At 42.7% G+C, this 23,417-nt stretch carries 14 protein-coding genes; 10 read left to right on the top strand and 4 right to left on the bottom strand.

Annotated elements, in window-relative coordinates; all coding sequences use genetic code 11:
• Positions 1–421: 421 nt before the first annotated feature.
• The 5 genes from JMX82_RS00905 to JMX82_RS00885 all read left to right on the top strand — a co-directional run bounded on the left by JMX82_RS00905 (position 422) and on the right by JMX82_RS00885 (position 11,431).
• Positions 422–2,224, top strand: coding sequence for a hypothetical protein (locus JMX82_RS00905; RefSeq protein ID WP_201538971.1), 1,803 nt, complete (start codon positions 422–424; stop codon positions 2,222–2,224).
• A gap of 273 nt (positions 2,225–2,497) precedes the next feature.
• Positions 2,498–2,962 carry a hypothetical protein gene (locus JMX82_RS00900; protein WP_201538970.1) on the top strand — a complete coding sequence of 155 codons (465 nt, stop codon included), beginning with the start codon at positions 2,498–2,500 and terminating at the stop codon, positions 2,960–2,962.
• Positions 2,963–3,013: 51 nt separating this feature from the next.
• Positions 3,014–5,059, top strand: a complete 2,046-nt coding sequence (locus JMX82_RS00895) for a DUF11 domain-containing protein (RefSeq protein WP_201538969.1) — start codon at positions 3,014–3,016, stop codon at positions 5,057–5,059.
• 98 nt (positions 5,060–5,157) lie between these two features.
• On the top strand, positions 5,158–10,491 hold the full coding sequence (locus tag JMX82_RS00890; protein WP_201538968.1) for an SdrD B-like domain-containing protein: 5,334 nt from the start codon (positions 5,158–5,160) through the stop codon (positions 10,489–10,491).
• 166 nt (positions 10,492–10,657) lie between these two features.
• Positions 10,658–11,431, top strand: coding sequence for a hypothetical protein (locus JMX82_RS00885; protein WP_201538967.1), 774 nt, complete (start codon positions 10,658–10,660; stop codon positions 11,429–11,431).
• Between the two features lie 141 nt (positions 11,432–11,572).
• On the opposite strand, the gene JMX82_RS00880 is transcribed toward JMX82_RS00885, so the two are convergent.
• The 4 genes from JMX82_RS00880 to glpK form a co-directional block, all read right to left on the bottom strand.
• Positions 11,573–12,265, bottom strand: coding sequence for a TetR/AcrR family transcriptional regulator (locus JMX82_RS00880; protein ID WP_055124242.1), 693 nt, complete (start codon positions 12,263–12,265; stop codon positions 11,573–11,575).
• Positions 12,266–12,503: 238 nt separating this feature from the next.
• Positions 12,504–13,532, bottom strand: a complete 1,029-nt coding sequence (locus JMX82_RS00875) for an endonuclease/exonuclease/phosphatase family protein (protein ID WP_201538966.1) — start codon at positions 13,530–13,532, stop codon at positions 12,504–12,506.
• A 248-nt stretch (positions 13,533–13,780) separates the two neighbouring features.
• Positions 13,781–14,293, bottom strand: coding sequence for a hypothetical protein (locus tag JMX82_RS00870; protein ID WP_201538965.1), 513 nt, complete (start codon positions 14,291–14,293; stop codon positions 13,781–13,783).
• Positions 14,294–14,560: 267 nt separating this feature from the next.
• A complete protein-coding gene (glpK, locus tag JMX82_RS00865) occupies positions 14,561–16,153 on the bottom strand; it encodes a glycerol kinase GlpK (protein WP_201538964.1) in 1,593 nt (530 codons plus the stop codon).
• A 622-nt stretch (positions 16,154–16,775) separates the two neighbouring features.
• On the opposite strand from glpK, the gene JMX82_RS00860 reads away from it, so the two are divergent.
• From JMX82_RS00860 to JMX82_RS00840, 5 genes are all read left to right on the top strand, one after another.
• Complete coding sequence (locus tag JMX82_RS00860; RefSeq protein ID WP_201538963.1) at positions 16,776–18,485, top strand: TolC family protein; 1,710 nt, start codon at positions 16,776–16,778, stop codon at positions 18,483–18,485.
• A gap of 210 nt (positions 18,486–18,695) precedes the next feature.
• The gene (locus JMX82_RS00855; RefSeq protein ID WP_201538962.1) at positions 18,696–19,562 is read left to right on the top strand and encodes a YihY/virulence factor BrkB family protein; all 867 of its coding nucleotides are present in this window, start codon (positions 18,696–18,698) and stop codon (positions 19,560–19,562) included.
• Positions 19,563–19,610: 48 nt separating this feature from the next.
• Entirely contained in the window at positions 19,611–20,795 is a 1,185-nt protein-coding gene (locus tag JMX82_RS00850) for an HlyD family secretion protein (RefSeq protein ID WP_201538961.1), read from the top strand.
• Between the two features lie 3 nt (positions 20,796–20,798).
• Positions 20,799–22,136 carry an ABC transporter permease gene (locus tag JMX82_RS00845; RefSeq protein ID WP_201538960.1) on the top strand — a complete coding sequence of 446 codons (1,338 nt, stop codon included), beginning with the start codon at positions 20,799–20,801 and terminating at the stop codon, positions 22,134–22,136.
• Positions 22,136–23,338 carry an ABC transporter permease gene (locus JMX82_RS00840; RefSeq protein WP_201538959.1) on the top strand — a complete coding sequence of 401 codons (1,203 nt, stop codon included), beginning with the start codon at positions 22,136–22,138 and terminating at the stop codon, positions 23,336–23,338. The genes JMX82_RS00845 and JMX82_RS00840 overlap by 1 nt, the downstream gene beginning before the upstream one ends.
• Positions 23,339–23,417 lie beyond the last annotated feature (79 nt).

The raw sequence follows: 23,417 nt of genomic DNA, 5'->3' as shown, positions 1-23,417 counted from the left end.
GCGCTACTATCTATCGCATATGAACTGAGTATTTAAAAGTGGTTAGATAATAAAATGCTAACCCAACTTTTATAGTCAATTATCAAATGATAATAACTCTTTATTATAGGCTCTTATGCTGCAGTTGTTTATAGCTGTAAAGAAATGGTGATATGACAAGTATTTTTGAAATAAATAATCATTAGTTTTTTTAGAAATGTTTCAAAGAAATATAAGGATTGTTTGCTAACGAGCTGACATCTATAACTAGATACTGTAGCTGGTCATGAAATATCTGCCATTCATCCACTTCGTAGGACTTTTACGAAATTATTGCTTAATATGTTAAGTTACGTAATATATACATTAGTTTAGTTAGTGAAATAATTGAGGACTAGTTAAACGCTTATAGCAAGTTTTAGCTTTTTATAGGGATAACCATATGCATAAAATGCCATACGTTCTAAATTCAATAATTTCACAACTATTCAGTGAATACATATATCGGGTACTGGCATTGATAGCCGCTATGAGCTTAATGTTGGTTAGTAATGTATCTTCTGCTTTTATGATATACCACACTGCTAACGATATGCCTTCATATCGTAGGCACTTGCAACAAATGTTAGTTATAATAGGAGTTTTGCTGTTTTCTTTGGCTAGTGGGTCTGCTTTTGCTTTTGAAAACAACCCTGGCTCTAATGCTGTTTGTCCAGCAGGATCCACCAAAGGCTTTTTGAGCAGTGGGAGTTATAGTGATGTTTTGAATAGTTTTACTTCAAAGGATTATAAAAATGTGTCAAGTCAAACTACATTTTCAGGTAATACTGCAGCAAACATCTCATTGAAAATAAAAATGAGCATCGACGATATTGAGATAGAAAACTCTGGTAATAACACTACTATTTCAGGAACTACTACTAATCCTGCTATTGACATTAATAGAAATTTTAACAGTCCGACATCTTACTCGAATATTACCTTAGAGTTTCAGGACAGTAAAAATGGTAAAGTTACTTATCTAGATAAGGTAGCATTGAGCGTATTTGATATTGATAAAAGTGTATCAAGTCGTACAGGATGGGATGATTTAATAAAGATTACAGGTGTCACTGAAAACGACGGTATCATTGAAGGTACACTTCAAACCATACCTAATTCTATTGTAACCAAACTCACAAATGGTTTGCAGACATCTTCTACTAGTAACAGCTATAACTGTACTTCTTCTCTTCAATCAGCCTGTCAAGGATCTGTATTATTTAACAAACCTGTTAAGTCAGTGACTTTAATATACGGTAACACGAACAATGTAACAAGTCCCACTACTCAGAGAATTCAACTTCGCTTAGATAGCTATTGTTATACTCCTCAGTACACTTTCACTGGTTCTGTATTTAATGATAACGGTGGAATTCCTGCTATTGAAAATACTAGACAAGATATTACTAACACCTTCACTAGCAACTCTAACTATTTTAATGGTATTTTTGACAGCAGCGGTAACAATAGAGACTCAGGTATTGGTGCTACTGGGTTACAGGTGCGGTTGACAAACTGCGGACCCAATGGTGGCACCAACATTACTGGTACGACAGCACAAAATATATTGGAAACATCAGTACCTTTGGGTCAATATAAATTCATGGTGCCCGCAAGTTTATTAGTAGGCGTAGCGAAAATTTGTATCGTACAAGTAGAGCCAAATAATTGGGAATATAATGTCGATACTACCTCTAATGTTCGCGAAGTAAACTTAGTAGCTAATGTGTTTGACTACAAAACAGAAAGTGATGGTTCACGCAACTTAGACTTTGGAGAAGTTCAAGCTAGTAATGCTTCATTAGTCTTAATTAAGTCGCAGTATGGTCATAGCTGTAATATTAACTCCGATTATAATGGCATTAGTGGTACTTCTTCACAAATACCTGTATTTAGTATTGCCGAGATAAAAGAAATAGATTCTGGTAAATGCATAGCCTATAGAATTGAAGCTTATAATCGAGGCCATATTGATTTAAAGGATATTCAGATCACTGATACCTTGCAAACCGCTCCAATTAAATCTGTATTTGTTTCACCTCTTCCTTTAGGAGATCCAATTACTATTAACAATAACGTCAATACATTGCCAGTAGACAAAATATTGTCAAATAAATTCGACTTATTAAAGACTACTAGCTCATCTCCCACAAAAGCTACTCTGTATTTCAACACCAAATACGGCACTACTGTGAATCCTTAGTAACTATTCCCCCTTGCTATATTATCAAATCTAAAAAATATTTTTTACTGACAAAAGCCCTATCTCTGTAGATAGGGCTTTTACCATTTGTGTACTCCAAAATACCATTTGTCGTTTTTGTGGTGAATATTTGTATTGTTTGCGTGACAATCATATTAAGGAACAATTCTAACTTTATCAGCATCTCTTATTCATAGTTGATTGCAGTTTTTACATTGCATGGGACGAAGTCAAGATTGACTTGATAATAATGGTTTAAGCAAGGAATACGATATGAAAGGTTTTAATTTTTTACGCAGTGCCATATTAGCAAGCTTAGCGTCGGTAATAGCACTAAGTGCTGCTCACGCCAATGATGCCTTAAAAATGGATTTAACAGCCAATCAAGTCACCAAAAACGCCGAAGGTAAGATCTCTTATCTACCAGTTCGTAATGCTCCAGCGGGTACAGTCATTCAGTACAAAGCAACCTATAGCAATATTATTAACAAAGATATCCAAGATCTGGCGGTCGTATTGCCTATCCCTGCCAATATGGCTTTCACTGGTGAAGCTAATCCTACCAGTGCTCAAGCCAGTATCGATGGCAAGAACTATGCTGATATGCCACTGATGCGTAAAGTCAATGGCAAAATGGTCAAAATTCCGTTTTCTGAGTACCGTACCCTGCGCTGGAATATCAAGTTATTACCAGCACAAAAGTCTGCCGCCGTGGCACTTAACACGATTGTCAACTAGACCTCTCCTTCAACTCACAAAATCTTGCTTTTCTAATTTTAGGATATCTATATGAAAACAAATAATTTTAATTATAGCCTGTTAGCTGTCGGTGTCGCCGCGGTGATGGGTATCTCTACTGGGGCTAATGCTGCCGTTAGTGGCACATCAACGAAATCCCCTACTATTGTTAACGTAGCTGAAGCTACCTATTCTGTTAACAACGTTGTACAGCCTCTAGTCAAATCAAATGCTGTTACTGTTAATATCTCAGAGCAGATTTCATTCTCACTTTTGGCGCAAAATTCTGGTAATGCGGATGATATAAATTCTGGTGGCAACGTAACTCCTGAAAAGGTGGTAGCGTTTGTACATAGATTAGAAAATACTGGTAACCGTACTGATGAATACACGGTCAATTTAAGCAATATCACTAATGGATCTGGTGATCAGGCTGATTACGACCTTGGTTCTTCTACAGTTTCATACCAGTTATTTGAAGCTGGTGGGACTGCGGCTACTGGTTCAGGGACATCTGGCACTGATATTCCTGTTAACTCAATACTTACTGGCACCAATAATGTCTTTACACTGACAGCTGGTCAGTATGTTGTATTCACTATCAATGCTAAGACGAAAGGCAATAAAGGCGGAGATACTCAAAAACTCACTTTGACCGCTACGAGTACGGCTCTATCAACGAATACACCAGCAGGCGTTAGTAAGACATTAACCAATACAGATACATCAAGTACAGTTTTGCCTGTTTTTGGTATCGTAAAGTCGATAACTGACACGCTTAACCTTAATGACTTAGATGATACCGCTACCTATAGTATCAAAGTCACTAACGATGGTCGTGCAACTTATGCTGCTGCTGCAACTGGTATCACCGTGCGTGATACATTACCTGCTGGTCTAATATTAGTAACAGGTTCTGTAAAATCAACGGATGCTACTAGTGGTGCTTCTGTTGTAGAAACCACGACTGGTACTAATCAAGGCTTTGTGTATTCAGGTATTGATCTAGCTGTTGGGGCTAGTGTAACGATCACCTTTGATGTCAAACAAGACCCTAATGTAGCGCCTGTCAATGGTGTGATCAATCACGCGCGCGTTGAAGACACTTTAGATAGTGGTGTGACTATTATTGATAGTACCAATAAAGACGATGCTGTTGAAAATACGAAGACTTATTACCCTGCCGATGATGATACAGAGTATACCAATACTCCTGAGCCCGGTACTAAAGGTGGCGATTCAGCTGCGGCTCTAGAAGTCAATAAACGTAGTTTAACGATCTCTAATGGTGTCGATAATAAAGGCACTTCTAAAGAGATTGCTGTAGACGGTACTACTATCTTCACTAATACCCTTACTAATACAGGTGATGCACCTGAGGGCGGCACCAATCGTCCTATTACCATTAAAATTACTGATCCTGATGGTAAGACACCCCTTGGCATCATAACTGACACAGCTGCCACTAATCGTCCTAGCTATAAATTAGCTGATGGCACAACAGGATATTTAGAACCTACTAGCACTGCTGGCGAATATCGTCTTCCAAGTTCAGTGATTATTGCATCAAAGGGCACTGTTGATATTATTTATACAGTCAAGTCTGATGGCACAGGTGCGCTAAATAAGACTGAAAATAATATCGTCACTATCACACCTGCTGGTAATGATCCTTCAGCGCCAGCCATTGCTACTAATACCACAACCATCAAAGGCTTAACGCTAGCTAAGTTACAAGTACTTGATGCTAATTGTGATGGTACTGCTGAGGGTACATTTGTAAATACTGCTATCGATGCTGAACCAAACCAATGCGTTATCTATAAGATTGATGCTACCAACACATCCACTACCGCACTAGGCTTTGATATTACAGGATTGACCATTTTAGATCCTAAATCTAAATTCGCAGCCGCGGCAGACTATGTAGCAGGATCTGCTACCACACCTGGAGTGCCAGCCGCCAATATCACCACAGCAGCAAATGATGATGGTACTAATATCAATACAACAATCACTACTTTGTCACCTCAAAGTACTGCAACTCTTCAATTTAGAGTCAAGATAAAGGACGCTCCTAAACAATCTCAACCTTAATAAAAATAACTATTTATCGTTCCACTGATTCTACAAGTACATCAAGTGCTTGTAGAACTACCCTTACCCTCACTGATATTTTATTGGATAAGCGACATATGACTCTATCTACCATGACACCGTCTAATCGTACTGCATTGTGTTCAGCGAAGATCTCTGCGCTGTCATTGGCAATGTTGCTTATGCAATCAAATATCGCGATTGCAGCTGATGCAGCAAACCCTAATCTGCAAATCATCAACAATATTGCAAACGCTAGCTATAACGTCAATAACCAGACTGACGTCACAATATCTAGCATCTCAAACCAAGTACAAGTCAAAGCCTCAGACCTTCCTGAATACGGTATTGAACTCACTCAACAGCCGTTACTTACCGTTATGCCTAACGCCTTGGTCAACTGGGTAAATGTCCTAAGCAATACCAGCTATAGCAACCAGACTGTGGAGCTAACATTAGCTGTATCTCCAACGCTCTCAAACTTAAAAGTCTATCAAGATCTAAATAAAAACGGCGTCGTTGATAGTGGTGATACTGAAGTTATTTTCGATAATTTAAGCGCACAAATCAAACTTGGACACAGTGAAAGTATCCAGTTTATCGTGCAAGCTTTATCAGATGCTAACGGCAAAAGTGGCGATACTGCAGATATTAAAATTGGCGCTGTCGTTCTGGAAGACCCATCCGTATCGAGTGTCAACGCGACTGATAGACTGATCATCGTTGAGCCTGAAATCAAATTTACAACGCCTAAGTTTGACGCAAACAAAACCACCTCGCAAATCGAGGAAAACGTCTATATCGATGCCAGCTATGCGCAGTGTAACGTTCAGCTAGATAAGCCAGATCAAGTATGGGTCACGATTACCTCTTTGTTGACGGGTGACAAATACGCATTGAAAGCGATTGAGACGGGCAATAGTACTGGTAAATATCAGCTATCAGCACCAACACAAAACAATGCCAACGCTGTCAATGACAAATTTATTCAGACTCTAGCAAATGATACGTTGACTGCAAGTCTAGACGCCTGTATCGCGCCTTCTGTCGGCACTGGCGCTGAGCAGCTACCAAGCGAAGGTGACTTCACCGTACGTATCGATGACTTAGATACACAAATCAATATCATCGATGATAGCCCAAGCTTAGTCGTCACCAAAGAAAGCGATGTTAAAAGCGCTGAATTTGGTGATTATGTTAGCTACACCATCAATATCACCAATAGTGGCAACTCTACCGCTTATGATGTGCAACTAAAAGATGCCCTACCACGTGGTTTTGCTTATGTAGATGGTAGTGTACGTATCAACCAAACTACTGATATCAATATCGACCAAGCGCAAACCACTGAGTTTAAAGCTGATGGTAAATATCAGGTGCTAAATTTAGGTAATATGGCAAATGGCGAAAGTAAAAAAATTACTTACCGTGTCTTAATTGGTGCCTCATCATTGGGCGGTGATGGCATCAACCGCGCGACTGCCGTCGCTAGCAATGAGCAAGGTAAAAGCTTAGTTTCAAGAGAAGCACAGTGGAAGATTGAAGTAGAGCGCGGCGTCATGAATACTGATGGCATCATCATCGGTAAGGTCTACCACGATATAAACCGTGATGGCATTCAACAAAAAGAAGATGGCGAACTTGGCGTTGCAGGCGTACGTATCTACATGGAAAACGGTAACTTTGTCGTGACCGATCCTGAAGGTAAATATAACTTCTATGGTGTCAGTGCCAAAACTCACGTCTTAAAAGTTGACCGCACCACCATCCCTCACTCAACCGAGATGGTCACCCAAAGTAATCGCAATGCGGGCGATGCTGGCAGCCGTTTCGTTGACTTAAAATATGGCGAATTACATCGTGCCGATTTCGGTATCGTGGTCGGTATGGGCGATAGCACTGAGCGTTTGAATACAGAGCTTGTCGCTCGTAGCAAATCAGTGAGCGCTAAGAATGATAGCCTTGAGCAAGCAGTAAAAACCGAGCTAACCCTAGATCCTGACTACAATCGTGACTACGATGATAATGTAGACGCCAGTGGCTGCAATATCAATGGCGACTTAGATCTGGGCAGCAACTGTGACTCTGCTATCGTCAATGAGATGATCAATCCAGCCGCCAATCGTGTTGATATGACCGTAACTACGGTAGCACCGCCAGTAGAAAAAGAGCTGGAAGAATATCTCAAAGAAGTGGCTAACAATGACGTGGCTTTTATCAATTTAAACGAAGGTCAACAGCTCAGCACTTATAAACAAATGGTACAAGTACAAGCGCCACTGGGTTCAATATTCACACTATATGCCAATGGAAAAGCAGTATCAGAACAACAAATCGGCAAAACTGCTGAGCAAGAAAAACAGAATGTGACTGCCTTTGATTACTATGCCGTCGACTTAAAGCGTGGCAACAATACCTTGCGCGGTGTCGCTACTGACGTGAATGGCAAAATTATCTCTGAGCAAACCATTAAAGTATCAACGCCAGACACTTTACAAGCCATTGACTATCGCACTCAAGCGCAGCTAGTACCGGCAGATGGCGTTAGCGATTATCAAGTCGTTATTAGCCTAAAAGACCGTGATGGCCGTCCTTATATTGCCTCAACACCTATCACTATCGATACCAATATCGGCCGTATCAATCTTAATGACAGCAGTAAAGATCAAGCTGGTACGCAAGTTATTGTCTCAGGTGGCGAGCTACTCATACCCGTGACTGCACCGAGTGTACCGGGTAAAGGTGAGTTGGTCATCGACACTGGTAGCAGTAAACAGATTATCCCGTTACAATTTACCGCGCAATTACGTCCTCTCATTGCCGTCGGCATCGTCGAAGGCGCGATCTCGCTTAAAGACTTTGATGGCAGCAGCATTACTGACGCCCAAGGCGCTTTTGAGCAAGAGCTCAATGATTTCGCTGGTAACGATGACTATACCGCTTCTGGTCGCGCCGCGATGTTCCTTAAAGGCAAAATACGTGGCGATTATTTGCTCACTTTGGCTTATGACAGTGACAAAAAAGGCGAGCGTCTGTTCCGTGATATCGAGCCTAGTGAATACTATCCTGTCTATGGTGATTCATCAGCCAAGGGCTTTGATGCGCAATCTACCAGCAAACTCTATGTGCGCTTGGACAAGGGCCGCTCATTTGCTATGTATGGCGATTTAAAAACTCAAATCGATAACGATGAAGGTATTAAATTAGGTCAATATAACCGTACGTTGACTGGCCTAAAAGCCCAGTATGAAGATAGCAATACTCGCATTACCGCCTTTGTCGCGGAGACGAGTACCAGCCAGCGCGTCAATGAGACTCGTGGTCTTGGTATCTCAGGCCCTTATCCATTGGCTGAAAACTTTGATGCCGTATTAGAAAACTCAGAAACTGTAGAAGTGATCACTCGTGACGCCAACAATCCAGGCTTGATCATTAGCCGTGAGACCCTTACCCGCTTTGCCGATTATGAAATTGACCCTATCAGCCGCAGCTTATTTTTAAAAGCCCCTATCGCTAGCCAAGACATCGATGGCAACCTTATTTATCTACGAGTCACTGTAGAAGTAGATGAAGGTGGCGAAAAATACTTGGTCGGTGGCATTGCTGCCAAGCAGCAGTTGACTGATAAAGTCGCCATCGGTGGTAGCTATGTCAACAGTGATGACCCTCTTAACAAGGAAGAGCTGGCTAGCGTCAACAGCGTTATCAAGTTTAACGATAAACTAAAACTGGTCGCTGAATACGCGATGAATAAAGCTGAGAATCCAAATTTTCAGCCAAGCAATCAAATCAATGCGACAGAATTAGACGGTCAGGACGCAGAAGGTAATGCCTTGCGTATCGAGCTTGACTTTGATAACAAGAAAAACACTCGTGCCAAAGCTTATTATAACGATACTGACGAAGGTTTCGTGACTGGTGCCTCGCCGCAGACTGCTGGGCGCGCTGAATCGGGCGTCGAAGTCACTCATTTAATTAATGATAAAAAGACCGCGCTAAAACTAGAAGGCGTACGTACTAAAGATCATACCACTGATGCTAGCCGCCAAGGTGTCTTAGCCAGTATTGAACAGCGTTTGAGCACCAACATCGTTGGCGAGATTGGCTTACGTTATTATAAGCAAGATGCGACGGCAGCTTCACGCAATATCCAAGCGGTAACAGACGTCGTAGATGTGACTGACAACACTCTCTTTAATGACGATATTATCAATCAATCGGCGCTAAATAATGTCAGTGATTCTGAAAAAGATATTGAAGGTACTACCGCCCGCGCTCGTATCACGGCACGGTTGCCCAAGCTCAATGACTCTTTAATATTTGCAGAATATGAGCAAGATATTGATAACAGTAATCGTAATGCCACCTCCATCGGAGGCGAGACGCCGCTAGGTGGTTTAGGCCGCCTATACGCCCGTCATGACTTGATCAACAGTCTATCTGGTAGCTATGGTCTTGATGACACTGAAGAACGCCAGCGTACCGTATTTGGTTTTGACGCCAACTACATGAAAGACGGCAAAGTCTATAGCGAATACCGCATGCGCGATGCTATCAGTGCTCGCGAAGCGGAAGCGGCCATTGGTCTTAAGAACAAATGGTATGTCCAGCAGGGTTTAACCATCAATACTTTATTTGAGCGTGTTGAATCATTAGAGGGCGATACCGAAAACACCGCAACGGCAGCTGGCATTGGTGTAGAGTATCTTGCGAAAGAAGATTACAAAGCCTCAGCGCGTTTTGAGAAGCGTTGGGGTGAGACTAGTGACACATTGCTAGGTAGCGCTGGTATTGCTTATCGCTATACCGATGATATGACTCTGTTGGCCAAGGACATCTACTCACGCGTCGATTATGACGATGGCAATCGCACGATTAATCGTTTCCAGCTAGGAGCTGCCTATCGTGATTATGATAGCAATCAGTTAGACATGTTAGCCAAGCTTGAGTATCGCTTAGATGATAACAGTACGGGCGATGACGCCTATCAAAAAGATGCCGTTATCTGGTCATTGAGTGGTAACTATCATCCAACACGTCCGTTGACGTTATCAGGCCGTTACGCGGGTAAATATACTCAGTTTGATGCTGATAATATTAGTAGCGACAATACAGCCCATGCGCTTTATGCTCGCGGTCTATATGACATCAGTGAGCGCTGGGATGTGGGCTTGCAAGCAGGCACTTATTGGAACAAACAAGCAGATGATATGTCTTATATGTTGGGTGCGGAAGTAGGCTATAGCCCGATGACCAATCTTTGGTTGTCACTAGGTTATAACTTCATGGGCTTTGAGGATGAAGACATCGCTTATGACGATAGCACTATGGAAGGCGCTTACTTTAGATTACGTTTCAAGTTTGATGAAGACCTATTCAAACGTGATGATCCACGTAAGAACCAGCGTTTGACGACTCACTCTACATTGTAATTTATCCCCATTGTCGTGTTATCATCTGGTGACAATGCGGGCGTTATCGCGCTGTTCATCGTATTATATGACAGATATATTTTAATAAGCGATGAGAGCAGCGCCGAAAACCGCAAGTACCAATACCAATATTGATACTGATCCGCTTAATATGAGGTTTTGCATCATGCCTAATCCTGCCAACAAAGCAGCCTATTATAAACAGCCTATAAAGGCTTTATTATCAACCGTCTTCTTCCTGACAATGACCTCGGTTGCATCGGCGAGTCATCATACACCTAAAGTGGCAGTAACCCATGACGCTACTCACTGTGCCAATGATGTTCAAACTCAGTCTCACCACCCAAAATACCAAAGTACGCGCCAACGCGCTATGAATTGTATGTTGACAGAGTTACAAGCGTATCAACAAAAAAACATGAGCGCGCGTCAGCAATACTTTGCCTATAAAGCTCAGGCTTGGCTTAACTACGCCATCCATCAAGACAGCATAAATAGTCGTTCACCTGCTGGGCAGCAAGCCGCACAGGCAGCAGAGACGATTTTGACTACCTTAAGAAATGGCAAGGAACAAGATCTCAACCTTATTCAAGACATACCATCAAACTCTGCTCTCATGCGCCCCGATCTATGGGCAACCTTAAACGCGCTAAAAGATAGCGGTGGTATCGAGTCAGCACCACGAGAGATAGCCTTCAGCGAGGTCGCTTTAATTTGGGCTGCTACAAACCAGTGCGAGCGCGGCTGGCGGGAATCAGGCATCCATTTTCGCATGGCAGATCGTTGGCTTGAACAAGCCCGCGAAGCATACGTCAATACCCATGATTCACAGACCAACGTCGCTTTAGAAGAGCTGATCGTCAGCTATTATAAGCAATATGAGACATTAGATGCGAGTACTGATAGTTGCCGTGGGCAAGTATTAACGCCTATCCGTTAAGTCCATTATTACCACTGCTCATCAATGCAGTCAATACAAAAAAGCCGACATCATATGTCGGCTTTTTTGTATTGACTTAACAGATATTAGAGCATGTTAACCATGCCCTAATGTCTATACATCATCTAAATAGCGAAAAAACTATCGATTCTTACGCGGTAGCTTTTCTGGTAGATAGCAACGCAAATAAGCGATAAACGCAGTGTTTGCTTCTTGGATATATTCATTGGTAATGCTTTGGTGACGACGATAAGACAATGTGAATATCGCATTAATAATGCTATAAGCAATCAATAGCGTGTCTTGAATATCGTGGAAACTCGGCATCTCATAGCGCTCTGATAAACGCTTATAAACCAAATCGACGATTTGATGATCGATATCTTCACCAAAACTATCACCTTCAAAATCAGGCGTGTTCGTGTCATAAATGAGCTTGGCTTTGGTTTCGTCGTTATGGAATATCGTCACACAATTATCAATAAGCGCCGTCAAATAGCCCTGCCATCTGTCATAATTACCAATATCGACTGTTTCTACTATTTCTAATATTTCGATAGCATTCAAAAAACGCAATGCTAAAAATATCGCTTCGATGTTAGGAAAAAAGTGATAAGCAGAAGCTCTTGGAATGCCTGCTTCTTCACATACAGCCGCCAAAGTAATGTCATTGATAGGTTGTGTTTCACTTAACTTCTTGGCACCAGCCAAAAGTTTTTGACGGCGCGCGCGGCCTTGTTGGCTGGTAAACTTAAACTTATTCGGGACCAGTTTTTTTGCCAGTTCCGAATCTACCAACACATCTTCAATCTTTTCGTCTTTATTTTCGCTCATCATAAGTCTCTTAATGTTACACCCTATTTTATAAATATAATCTTCAATAGATAGTATTCGCCCTAAATTGAAGAATTACATCCTATTAGCTAATAATGTAGCACTGATATTAGCGCTACTATGTCTAATGGAAAGGCATCATAAACGCTTGTACACTATCAAGCAAGGGAGATAAATGGGTTAAAAATTAATGTATAGGTCAACCATTTAATAGCGTTAACCACGTAATGTAAAAAATTTAATCATTGAGTCTAATTTTCGCTCTTATAATACCATGATCGATGACTCTATCTGCATAATCCCACTTTAAATGGTCATTGAAATAGTCTACTCTTTCAACCTGACCCAGTGAAAACTTGCTATCAGGAAGAAACTCTTCTGAAACAAATAATTGATCAATCACTTCTGGCATACCTTGATATATATGGGTATATGCCACATCTTTCATCCAACCATAGCGTGCTTGAATACGCGCAGCATCGAATAGTGCAACATCGCGCATGCCTTTATCGTAATTAACTTCACCAGTCTCGGCCATCAATTGGGTGGTGACGCTACCAGTGACATCGTTCATATCGCCTAACAAAATCAATGGCTCACGAGTATGACGTAAGCGCTCTATAATAGACATGCGAATAGAGGCTGCTTCTGCGGCGCGCATACATAAGCTACGGAGCTTGGCACGGACTCGAATATTTGGATCGTCCATGTCTTCTAACAAATTGCCACTTTCATCACGCAAGAAAAATGCCCGTTTGCTTTTTAGATGCGCCGTAATAATCGTTATCGGTTGACCAAAGGCATCGACCCGCACTAGCAATGGTGGACGATTAAAGCGCTGGTAAGGACCAATATCAGGGATATCAATCACCGCTTTTGGTGCAATATCTGCAAGCAAGCGGCTTTCTAATTGCTCAAAGCGACTAATGATACCAACGGCAGGAGTATTTTGTGCCCCTTTGCCATGGGTATAAGGGCTTGAGCGGTCGTTACTTGCCAACGGAACAACAACATGCTCGGGCTTAAATCCCAACGACACCGCCAACGCTTCAAGCGCATTACTATCCCAGACTTCTTGCACCGCAATAATATCAGCATGAGCTTTTGCTAATAAATCGGTGATGCCGCTTAGCTTGTGCTCGTATTCGTCTTTACTGTAAGCTGGCGCATTGTCATAATAAATTCGGTTAGGGTTGGCAAAATTGAGCAAGTTGGCAGTGGCGATATAGAATTGTCTGGCGCTTTTAGCTTCCGCATTATTGTTCATAGATTACCTATTATTTTTATTCTAGAATATTGCTTCCAAAGATGATTGGCTGTTTAATATATTCATAATTAGTAATATACAGCAAAAAAGCCTCCAAAGAAATCTTTGAAGACTTTAAAATAGCATAAATTGAAAGTATTTAGTCTATCAGCAGACCCAAGTCTACAATCAGACTAAGCCCAGTGATAAGGTAGTAAGCTTATATACTGTCTACTTACTTAAATCAAATGTGCTGTTAGTTTCGCTTATTACGATACACGATTCCATGCGTCATGCGATGCTTTGCGTGCTTCTTCCCACTCCATGCGTGATTCACCTTTTACTTCATGCCATGAGCGCTCTAATTCAGCTTCATGGTCTTCAAAACGTGCATCCGCAGGATAACGAGCACGGTTGGCGTACCCTACTGCATAAGCTGGATGTAGATCACGGTCGAAGTCATAACCTTCTTTGTAATAATCAACATTTGCATATTCTGCACGCCAGTAAGCTTCTTCACGTGTTGGATCAATCGCTTCTGCTGCTGCATGTCCTGCACCGCCACCAACGATAGCACCAATCGCACCACCAATAAGTGTGCCAAGTGGTCCTGCCATTGTACCGATTGCTGCACCCGCTGCTGCGCCGCCGATACCACCAATAGCTGTACCTACTGGATGCGAACCTGGCTCACCTGTGATGATATCAGCATTCAGATCCTGCTTAGCTTCTTTTGACATATGCTTTACTTCACTGCGATCAATACCGTCATAGTTACTCATAATTTTATCCTTAAATTAATTTGTTATATTTTAGATTTATTAAGTGCTAAAAATTAGCGGTCTTACTCGAATCATGTGTTACTTGAGTCGCCTAAAGTATAGAAATTTATGGATAACAACAGATAGATAGGTTGTGTAAATTGTGTCCAGATTGCGATTGCCTTACGTTACAGCCTGTATCTTTATAATGATTTTGTAGGACAGTGAAGCTGTTTTAAGTAATTTTTCATTGAGTTGTTACAATATTTTAATGTGTCTGTTCAATAATTATAAGGATGTCAGTGCTCTATCGATGGCTCGTTGCCACTTATTAAGATGTTGCTCACGGATATCACTGGACATCTGGGGTTCAAAAACACGATCGACTTGCCATGATGCTTGCATCGTCCCTTCATCATATAGCCCTGTTTTTAAACCTGCGAGTAATGCTGCACCTTTGGCAGTGATTTCTGTATCTCTCGGACGCAGGACAGGCACATCGAGTAAATCAGCTTGAAACTGCATCAATAAGTCATTATTAGCCGCGCCGCCATCTACTCTTAGCTCAGTTAATGGATGAGGGCTGTCTTTTTGCATAGCAATGAGCACATCATAAGTTTGATAGGCAACCGCCTCTAACGCAGCACGAGCAATATGGGCTTTAGTCGTGCCGCGGCTCATACCAGTAATACTGGCGCTGATATCGGAGCGCCAATAGGGTGCTCCTAGCCCTGTGAATGCAGGCAGTAACACCACCTCTTCACTACTATCAACTTGGCGAGCTAAATCTTCGACTTCACTGCTCTGTTGAATCATACCCAGATTGTCCCGTAACCATTGGACAATAGCACCTGCCATAAACACACTACCCTCCAAGGCATAAGTGACTTCCTTTCTGGGTGGCTGCAACATGCGTTTGCCTGACTGTACAATTTGATCGAACGATAAATTGTCTGGACGAGTCGGTGTGGATTTTCGTTGCCAAGCGATTGTCGTTAGTAGTTTATGCTCGCTAAGTTTGGGTTTTTGACCAATATTCATCAGCATAAAACACCCAGTACCATAAGTGTTTTTGGCCATGCCCGCATCGAGGCAGCCTTGTCCAAAAAGTGCCGCTTGCTGATCGCCCAATACCGCTTGAATAGGAATTTGTTTGGCAAATAGTCCTTTTTTGGTTTTACCAAAATCACCATCAGATGGTAGGACTTTAGGCAAAATATTCATGGGTATCGCAAAACGGGCGCACAGCTCTTCTGACCACTCAAGCTTGTGGATATCATATAATAAAGTACGGGAAGCGTTGGTCACATCAATGACATGCTCGCCACCGGTTAGCTTATATATGAGCCAACTGTCTATAGTACCAACCGCTATTTCGCCCCTACTGGCTCGTACGCTCAATTTCGGATTGTGCTCTAGTAGCCAAGCGATTTTGCTGGCGCTGAAATATGGATCTAACCGTAGCCCTGTAATGCGTTGCACCTCGCTTGCCACATCATCATGGCTGTCATTCATCATGCTGCTGGCACTCTCAGCCGCGAGTGTTTTACAGTAGCTCGCCGTACGGCGATCTTGCCAAATGATGGCAGGGGCTAAAGGTTTACCCGTTTGCTTATCCCACATGACAATAGATTCACGCTGATTGGTGATCGCGATACTGGTGACGTCGGTAGCAAGCAGCCCTGCTTGATTAATCACATCATGGGCACAGCTAATCTGCGTTTGCCAAATTTGTTGCGCGTCTTGCTCGACAAATCCCGCTTTTGGGGTTTGTAAAGTGGTGGGCTGCTGTGCCATTTTTATCGGACGCGCACGATCATCGTACAATATCGCTCGACTCGATGTCGTCCCTTGATCCAAAGCCAAAATATATCCTGCCATTACTCACATCCTATTTTGTCGCATTCATTTTTTACAATTATATTTTATAGCCGAGGCTTTATTGATAGCACGTACTTTTTGCGAGCAACGCTTATCACAATAGCCAGTTTTATTTACATTAGCACTGCGCCAATGAGCAACTGCCGACAGTTAAGATAAATGCCGTTCATTTTAATCTTGCTCAACGCTATAAGGTGCTGAAATATAGCACACACCACTGTTATGTATAGTTTATAAGCTGCTTTGTAGTACAACAATCATCACTAACCATCATTATCGCTGAAAGCTTTTAAAAGTGATCTAAAATCGATTTAAGTGCTAATGACTTGATAAACCTTTTATTATTAATTAACAAATGATGTTATTATTTGTTTTAACAACCGACCTCTAACATAAAACCATGGCTTATTCAACGCACAGTAAGCAAATACTGAGCATTGACCCGTCACCATTGTGCCACTACAGTGTAGCGCTTGTTATCCATAACAAAATATTGGCTTCTGTTGATGGTTGACCATATTGAACTGTTTGGACAGGGTTTGACCACAACAGTTGATATTTTTGATACTTTTTTGCCTGACTCTAAAATACTTTGCATTCTAATTAATGGCTTATGTGACTTATGAAATTTGCTTTATCGACTCTGTCTACTGCGGTGATGACGATTACGTTCATGGGTTTAGCGGCGCCTGCTTTTGCAAGCGCTACGGATCATAATATCGAGTCGCCGAATGAGGTCACAGCCGTTGCAGTGACGCAAATTGTCGACGCTGACACTCAATACAGTACTCAAAGCAGCATTCAAGACAGCGCTCAAAACAGTACTCAAAAAAATGAGATTCAAAATAAAAGGTCAACGACAGATACAGACATGGGTCAAGCCGAGCAAAAAACTGGCTTAACAACGCTTATCGATCCCATTACCCATAAAAGTATTGATAATAGTTATCCATTAGCAGTATCTAGCCTGTTAAGCCTTGAGCAAGCTCAAAATATTTTATTACAAGTGTCACCAAAATTGGCCGCCAATCAAGCGGCGATTGCGGCTAGTGAATATCAAACGGATGCGCTCAAAACCTTGGACAATCCATTGGTGTTTGCCCAATTATCAGCCAATGCTTACAACTTAGACGCGGATCTTGACTTATCATCATTGAAAAACGGTATTGTTAATGACGTTAACAATGGTGTCGATAATGTGATTCCGCCTATTCCACCATTACCAGATTTGCCAAATTTTGGTGAATTGGTCGGTGAGCGTATCCCAGATTCTTATGAGTTAAAGCGCTCAGGCTCAACGGCTGGTGCAGGTCTGGGCGTGGTTTGGCCCATCTATACTGCTGGACGTACCAACGCTTTGACAGGTGCTTCCAATGCCCGTACCCAAGAAGCCGTCGCAGACAGTCTATTGGATAAAAACGAGCTTTATAACACCCTGATTGAGCGTTATTTTAAGGCACAGCTGGCCATCATTGCCGCTTATTTACGCGAAGATGCTTATGATACCTTGCAGCAGACTAACCATATGGCGCAGCGGCTTTTTGAAGAAGGTTTTATCTCACGTGTTGATCGCTTAGAAGCACAATCTGCGCTTGCCGATGCAAAAAGTGAGTCCGTCAATGCCAATAACGATGCTCGTCTTGCGATGATGGCTTTACAGCGGTTATTGCGTACCGACTATCGCATCAAACCCACGACACCGTTATTCGTTTCTAGCCGTCCTTTACCCGATGTAAACTATTTTCAGAATTTATCACTCACCAATCACCCAGGTCTACAAAAAGTCGCCGCCAAACGCGCACAAGCTGAGCAGCTACATGCGCTATCAGATACTGGTCACAAGCCTACCGTCATGCTCTATGGCTACGGACAAATTGAAAAAGACCCCAGTTGGGTAGCCGGTATATCAGCCAGCTGGAAGCTGTGGGGTGGTCTTGATAAAAATGCGTCACTCGCATCGAGTAATGCCAAAATACGCCAAGCGGATCTGTCTGAAATCGAAGTCAGTGACAATTTATTATTACTGGTCGAAAAAAACTGGCACGATGTTAATAATGCCCAATCTCGTTATCAGGCATTACAAAGCAATGTAGATCTGGCCGCAGAAGTATTGCGTTTGCGCCAGTTGGGGCTACAAGAAGGTGTAAATACACCGATTGAGGTAGTCCAAGCACAAACGCAGTCGCTTAAAGCACGTACTGAACAAGCGCAAGCGGCGAACAGCTATGTACAATCGCTGGCCGCACTCATGCAAAGTTGTGGTACGCCTCTTGCCTTTAATGCCTATCTTAATGCTGCTGATATTCGATTACCGACTTTGTATACTGAGTAATGATTTAATTTGAAAAATATAGATAGTGTGGATAAGCGTTTATATAGTTGATTCAATTTGAAAGTATGACAAGGCAGCTGAGCGAAGAGGTATATTTGATACTTCAAGCGAGGTTAACGCCGCAATACTATTACAGTAGCCTGACCATACTAATTATCATGAAGCTGCCATTAACCATACTATTGCTAACTCTATTGTGAATACTGTTTTATGAAAAACCCGACTTCTAAATTAATAAGTAACTGGCTGCAGCCTTCCTTAAAAACGTGGCGTATTGCGAACAACTCTAATGTTTGGGCACATTGCGCGAGCGTGGGATTTTTTGGTTTCTTATCAATTTTTCCAGTAATGGCGGTGTTTGTGCTGCTTTATGGTCTCGCGTTTTCACCAGCTGAGATGCAAGAGCAAATCTCGATTTTGCGTCCGTTTATACCTGATACGGTGTATGAAGTCCTCAATTCACGCCTAAGCGCATTGGTCTCTAATACCACATCCGCACTCACGTTCAGTCTTGTCTTATCGACCTTACTCGCCCTTTATGCTGGCTCTAAAGGTGTTAAATCTTTAATTATTCTTATCAATCTTGCCTTTCATATCACTCAAGAGCGTAACTTCATACAAGGTAATATTTTAGCAGTCAGCTTGACCTTTGGCGCAGTAGTAATCTTGATTATAGCGGTCTCTTCTATTGCTATTATTCCTGTAGGGGCAGCCTATTTCCCCTTCCCGCAAATAGCTAAAACGATTGCGCTTTGGAGCAGGTGGCCTATATTGGCTGGTATCATATTTTTAAGCTTTTTAAGCCTCTATCGCCTAGCCCCAAACCGTGACGCCGTCGCGCTAAAAAAACTGGTGCCAGGAGCAGCTCTGGCGACCATTCTTTGGATTGTATTGTCTGTGCTATTTTCGATTTATGTGCAAAACTTTAATAACTATAGCGCTGAGTTTGGCGCGCTTTCAGCTGCCGTGGTCATTATGCTCTGGCTTTATTATTCAGCATTTATCGTTGCCTTTGGTGCGATTTTTAATTCTGAAGCCTTAGAAAGCGCCAAACCTTATGCTGTACGAATGTACTAATAACATACCTTTTATCCTCAATTTTGCTGCTTTAGGAATCTCACTGTCATGACTGAATCTACCAACGAATCAGACGACTCGCGCAAGTTAAACGACTCAGAGCAATCTACCGACTCAGTCAATAACCATAACGATCAAGCAACTGATGCTGAAAATGAGCAAGCAGTGCCTACTTATAAGCGCCATGCAGAAAAAGCGGCTAAATCTGCCATGATAAAAAAGGCACTTCTGGCGCTATTGGTTCTGATTGTATTAGGTGTTATTGCCTATGGTCTATATAAAAGCAATCAGCATAGCGAGCCTGAAGTCGTGACTTTGCAAGGGCAGATGCAGATGCAGCAAACCTCCATCGCTGCAAAAGTGCCGGGACGTATTGCCAAAATTCTGGTCACAGAAGGTGATGCGGTGACGGTCGGGCAACAGCTGATTGAAATGGACTCGCCTGAGATTAACGCAAAGATCAATCAAGCGCGGGCTGGCAAGCAAATGGCACAAAGTCAGTTAGATAAAGCCGAAAATGGCGCCCGTCCACAAGAGATCGCTCAAGCAAAAGCGGCGTGGCAAGCCAACAAAGCTGCTTCTGATTTGGCAGAGAACACTTACCAGCGTGTCAACCGCCTTTATGAAGAAGGTCTTATGGCACGGCAAAAACGCGATGAGGCATATGCGCAATATCTGGCCACTCAAGATCAAACTGAAGCGGCGCGCTTACAATACGACTTGGCAAAAGAAGGCGCACGCAGCGAAGATAAATCAGCGGCGACAGCACAAGTAGCACAAGTCGATGCCCAACTAGAAGAAGCACTGGTGGCAAAAGAAGAAGCCAACTTAAAAAGTCCTATTGCAGGTATTGTGGACAATGTCATTGTCAGCGCGGGTGAAGTCATCGGACAAGGCGTGCCTATCTTGACGTTGGTCAATACCGATGAGCAATGGGTCGTACTTAATGTCACCGAATCCTACTTAAACCAGTTTGCGATTGGTCAGAAATTTACTGGTACGATTCCTGCGCTGTCATCAGCAAATAAGCCTTATACCAAACAGTTTACCGTTTATGCTACGTCAACATTGTCTGACTTTGCCACTTGGCGCCCGACCAATAATGATGATGGATTCGATGTACGTACCTTTGAAGTAAAGGCACGTCCGACGACTCCCGATGCACGTATTCGCTCAGGTATGAGCGTTATTGTACGCGTCAATCCAGCACTTACTAATGCAAGCCAAGAGTAAGCCATGCACCTGATGAAGTTAAGTAAGGCTTTTTTACGTAGTGCTGCCTATGAACGACGGTTTTTGACCAAAAATCCGTGGGACTTTAGTATGGTGGTCTGGATACCACTGGCAACCGTCCTACTGATTTGGTGGATATTTTCACAAACGCAGATTACGGATTTGCCCATTGGGGTAATAGACCAAGACAATAGCCCGATTGCCAATACCGCGGTACGCTATTTGGAAGCCAGCCCTACTCTAACGGTTAGACAGCTTTATTACTCAGAGGCTGAGGCAAAAGCGGCTATTTTGCAGCGTGATATTTACGCTATTGTTATTATCCCTGAAGATTTTTCTCGGCATATTTTATCTGCTGAGCCTGCTCCATTAATTTTACAAGTAAATGCTCAGTACGGCACACATTCGGGCATTATCCAAACCAGCGTTCAAGCGGTCGCTGGGACGTTATCGGCAGGCGTTGAGATACAGCGTTTAGTCAAACAAGGCATGGCACCGTCGCAAGCTGCGATTGCTTACTCACCGATTGGCATACAGCGTATCAGCTTGTTTAACGCGGCCACTGATTATCAGCAGTTTTTGGCTTCAACCGTCATACCTGCACTGCTGCATATTTTAGCGATGGTGATCGGTGCAACGACGATTGGTCGTGAGCTGCGGGATAAACGACTCGGCCACTGGTATCGCTTTATCAGTACAGGTCATCCTGATTTGACGCGAACCACACAAAACGAGTCAACATCGGGACAAATATCAAATACCGTAGACAGTAACCAATACTTGAGCAAAGACGATCAAATCTCAGTCTCTAACCATGCGAATGAAGATATGACGGAAAGGGCAAACGTTTTAGTCTTATTGTTTGGTCTGTTGGGCAAATACTTTTGGCCGACATTGGCCTTTAGCATTTGGGCGATGTTGGCTCTATGGCTTGCCACGCCGCAAGAATCCGTTGCCATGAGCTCAGTGCTTGCAACTTATGCTGGTTTGATATTATTAATAATGCTATCGTTTTGGCTGGGTGCTATCTTTACCTTAGGCTCATTCTCATTACGCATGGGCTTGTCTGCTACTGGTTTTATTTCAGCACCTTCTTATGCCTTTGCTGGTGTGACTTTTCCTTATATTGCTATCAGTGACAGTGCTCGGCATTGGTCAGATGCATTGCCACTCACTCACTATCTAAAACTGCACATTGCACAATTACAGATGCAAGCGCCTGTTGCTGTGTCATTGCCGATCGTCTATGGTCTGGCTATTGCCACGACGATTGCGATGAGCTTGACTACTTTATTAACCAAACGCGCACTGGCGCATCCTGAACGTTGGGGGGCGCGCTAATGTCATTACCACCAAAAGACCATTTATCTTCGACAACGTCAGATTCAACCAAGCAGTCCTCAACACCTAGTTTCTTAGGTAGTTTTTTACAGACCATTAAGGACATCTTTTCTGATAAAGGTGTGCTATTACTCTTACTGATTGCCCCCATTATTTATGGCTTCTTTTATCCTTGGCCGTATTCGACAGAAGTGGTCAACCATGTACCTGTTGGTATCATTGATAACGACAATAGTAATCTATCACGAACCATCGTTCGCTATGCGAGTGCCAGTCCGCAGTTAGACACTCAGCTTTTTCTCAACGAGCAGCAGGCTAAAGAGGCCATATGGTCAGATGAAATCGCTGGGTACATGGTCATTCCAAGTGGGCTTGAGCAGCAAGTACTATCGGAAAAAGCGGCGAGCGTCAGCGTATTGGGTAATGGCGGCTACTTTCTGTTAAATAAAAACGTACAGATGGGCTTTTTAAAAGCAGTCAGTACGGTATCAGCAGGGATTGAAGTCAAAAAAAATGTAGCACAAGGTGCTTATTCAGCAACAGCGGCTGCTAATACTCAAGCGGTGCCATTAGTAATTGTTCCTTTATACAATCAAACGGAAGGTTATGGCGCTTACGTGGTGCCAGCGGTCTCTATTCTAATTTTGCAACAAACCTTATTAATCGCCACAGCGATGCTGATTGGTACGTGGTATGAGCAGCGGCGACATGCGACGAGTATCCGTGGTTGGCTTGGGCGAATTGCTGCACTCAGTATGTTTAGCTTCATTATTGGCTGCTTTTACTATGGCTGGACATTTGAGCTACACCACTATCCGCGTGGGCAAAACATGCTTGGCAGTTTACTGTTCCTTTTGTTATTTTGTCCAACCGTGGCGACACTTGGCTGTGTGCTTGGACTCTGGTTTCGCCAGCGCGAACGTAGTATGCAAATCCTAATTTTTAGCTCACTACCGATGTTTTTTGTCAGTGGTTATCCGTGGCCAGCAGATCAGCTGCCCACAGTTTTACAAATCATACGTTGGTTCGTACCCACAACACCGGGTATCAACACCTCCGTCCAGCTTAATCAAATGGGAGCTAGCATCTCCCAAGTTTCTACTGGATTTTATGCACTAGCCGCCTTATGGGTGTTTTACTTTGCGCTACTTATGTGGGTGCGCTGGCATGACGCGAATAAAGCACTTAAAACAGTGCCCTAAAGCAAAAGACGATTGCATGTCATTATCGCCTACCATCAATAAAAGCCAAATCGATGATCCTGAATCAAAAAAAGCGCCT

The organism is Psychrobacter sp. 1044, assembly GCF_904846525.1.
GTDB lineage: Bacteria > Pseudomonadota > Gammaproteobacteria > Pseudomonadales > Moraxellaceae > Psychrobacter.
This window is presented reverse-complemented; position numbering and strand designations above follow the sequence as displayed.

Coding starts and splice junctions, on each gene's coding strand:
- JMX82_RS00900 (WP_201538970.1), top strand. CDS start 2,498: ATGAAAGGTTTTAATTTTTTACGCAGTGCCATATTAGCAAGCTTAGCG.
- JMX82_RS00880 (WP_055124242.1), bottom strand. CDS start 12,265: ATGAGCGAAAATAAAGACGAAAAGATTGAAGATGTGTTGGTAGATTCG.
- glpK (WP_201538964.1), bottom strand. CDS start 16,153: ATGGCAGGATATATTTTGGCTTTGGATCAAGGGACGACATCGAGTCGA.
- JMX82_RS00845 (WP_201538960.1), top strand. CDS start 20,799: ATGCACCTGATGAAGTTAAGTAAGGCTTTTTTACGTAGTGCTGCCTAT.
- JMX82_RS00890 (WP_201538968.1), top strand. CDS start 5,158: ATGACTCTATCTACCATGACACCGTCTAATCGTACTGCATTGTGTTCA.
- JMX82_RS00905 (WP_201538971.1), top strand. CDS start 422: ATGCATAAAATGCCATACGTTCTAAATTCAATAATTTCACAACTATTC.
- JMX82_RS00895 (WP_201538969.1), top strand. CDS start 3,014: ATGAAAACAAATAATTTTAATTATAGCCTGTTAGCTGTCGGTGTCGCC.
- JMX82_RS00855 (WP_201538962.1), top strand. CDS start 18,696: ATGAAAAACCCGACTTCTAAATTAATAAGTAACTGGCTGCAGCCTTCC.
- JMX82_RS00870 (WP_201538965.1), bottom strand. CDS start 14,293: ATGAGTAACTATGACGGTATTGATCGCAGTGAAGTAAAGCATATGTCA.
- JMX82_RS00860 (WP_201538963.1), top strand. CDS start 16,776: ATGAAATTTGCTTTATCGACTCTGTCTACTGCGGTGATGACGATTACG.
- JMX82_RS00875 (WP_201538966.1), bottom strand. CDS start 13,532: ATGAACAATAATGCGGAAGCTAAAAGCGCCAGACAATTCTATATCGCC.
- JMX82_RS00885 (WP_201538967.1), top strand. CDS start 10,658: ATGCCTAATCCTGCCAACAAAGCAGCCTATTATAAACAGCCTATAAAG.
- JMX82_RS00840 (WP_201538959.1), top strand. CDS start 22,136: ATGTCATTACCACCAAAAGACCATTTATCTTCGACAACGTCAGATTCA.
- JMX82_RS00850 (WP_201538961.1), top strand. CDS start 19,611: ATGACTGAATCTACCAACGAATCAGACGACTCGCGCAAGTTAAACGAC.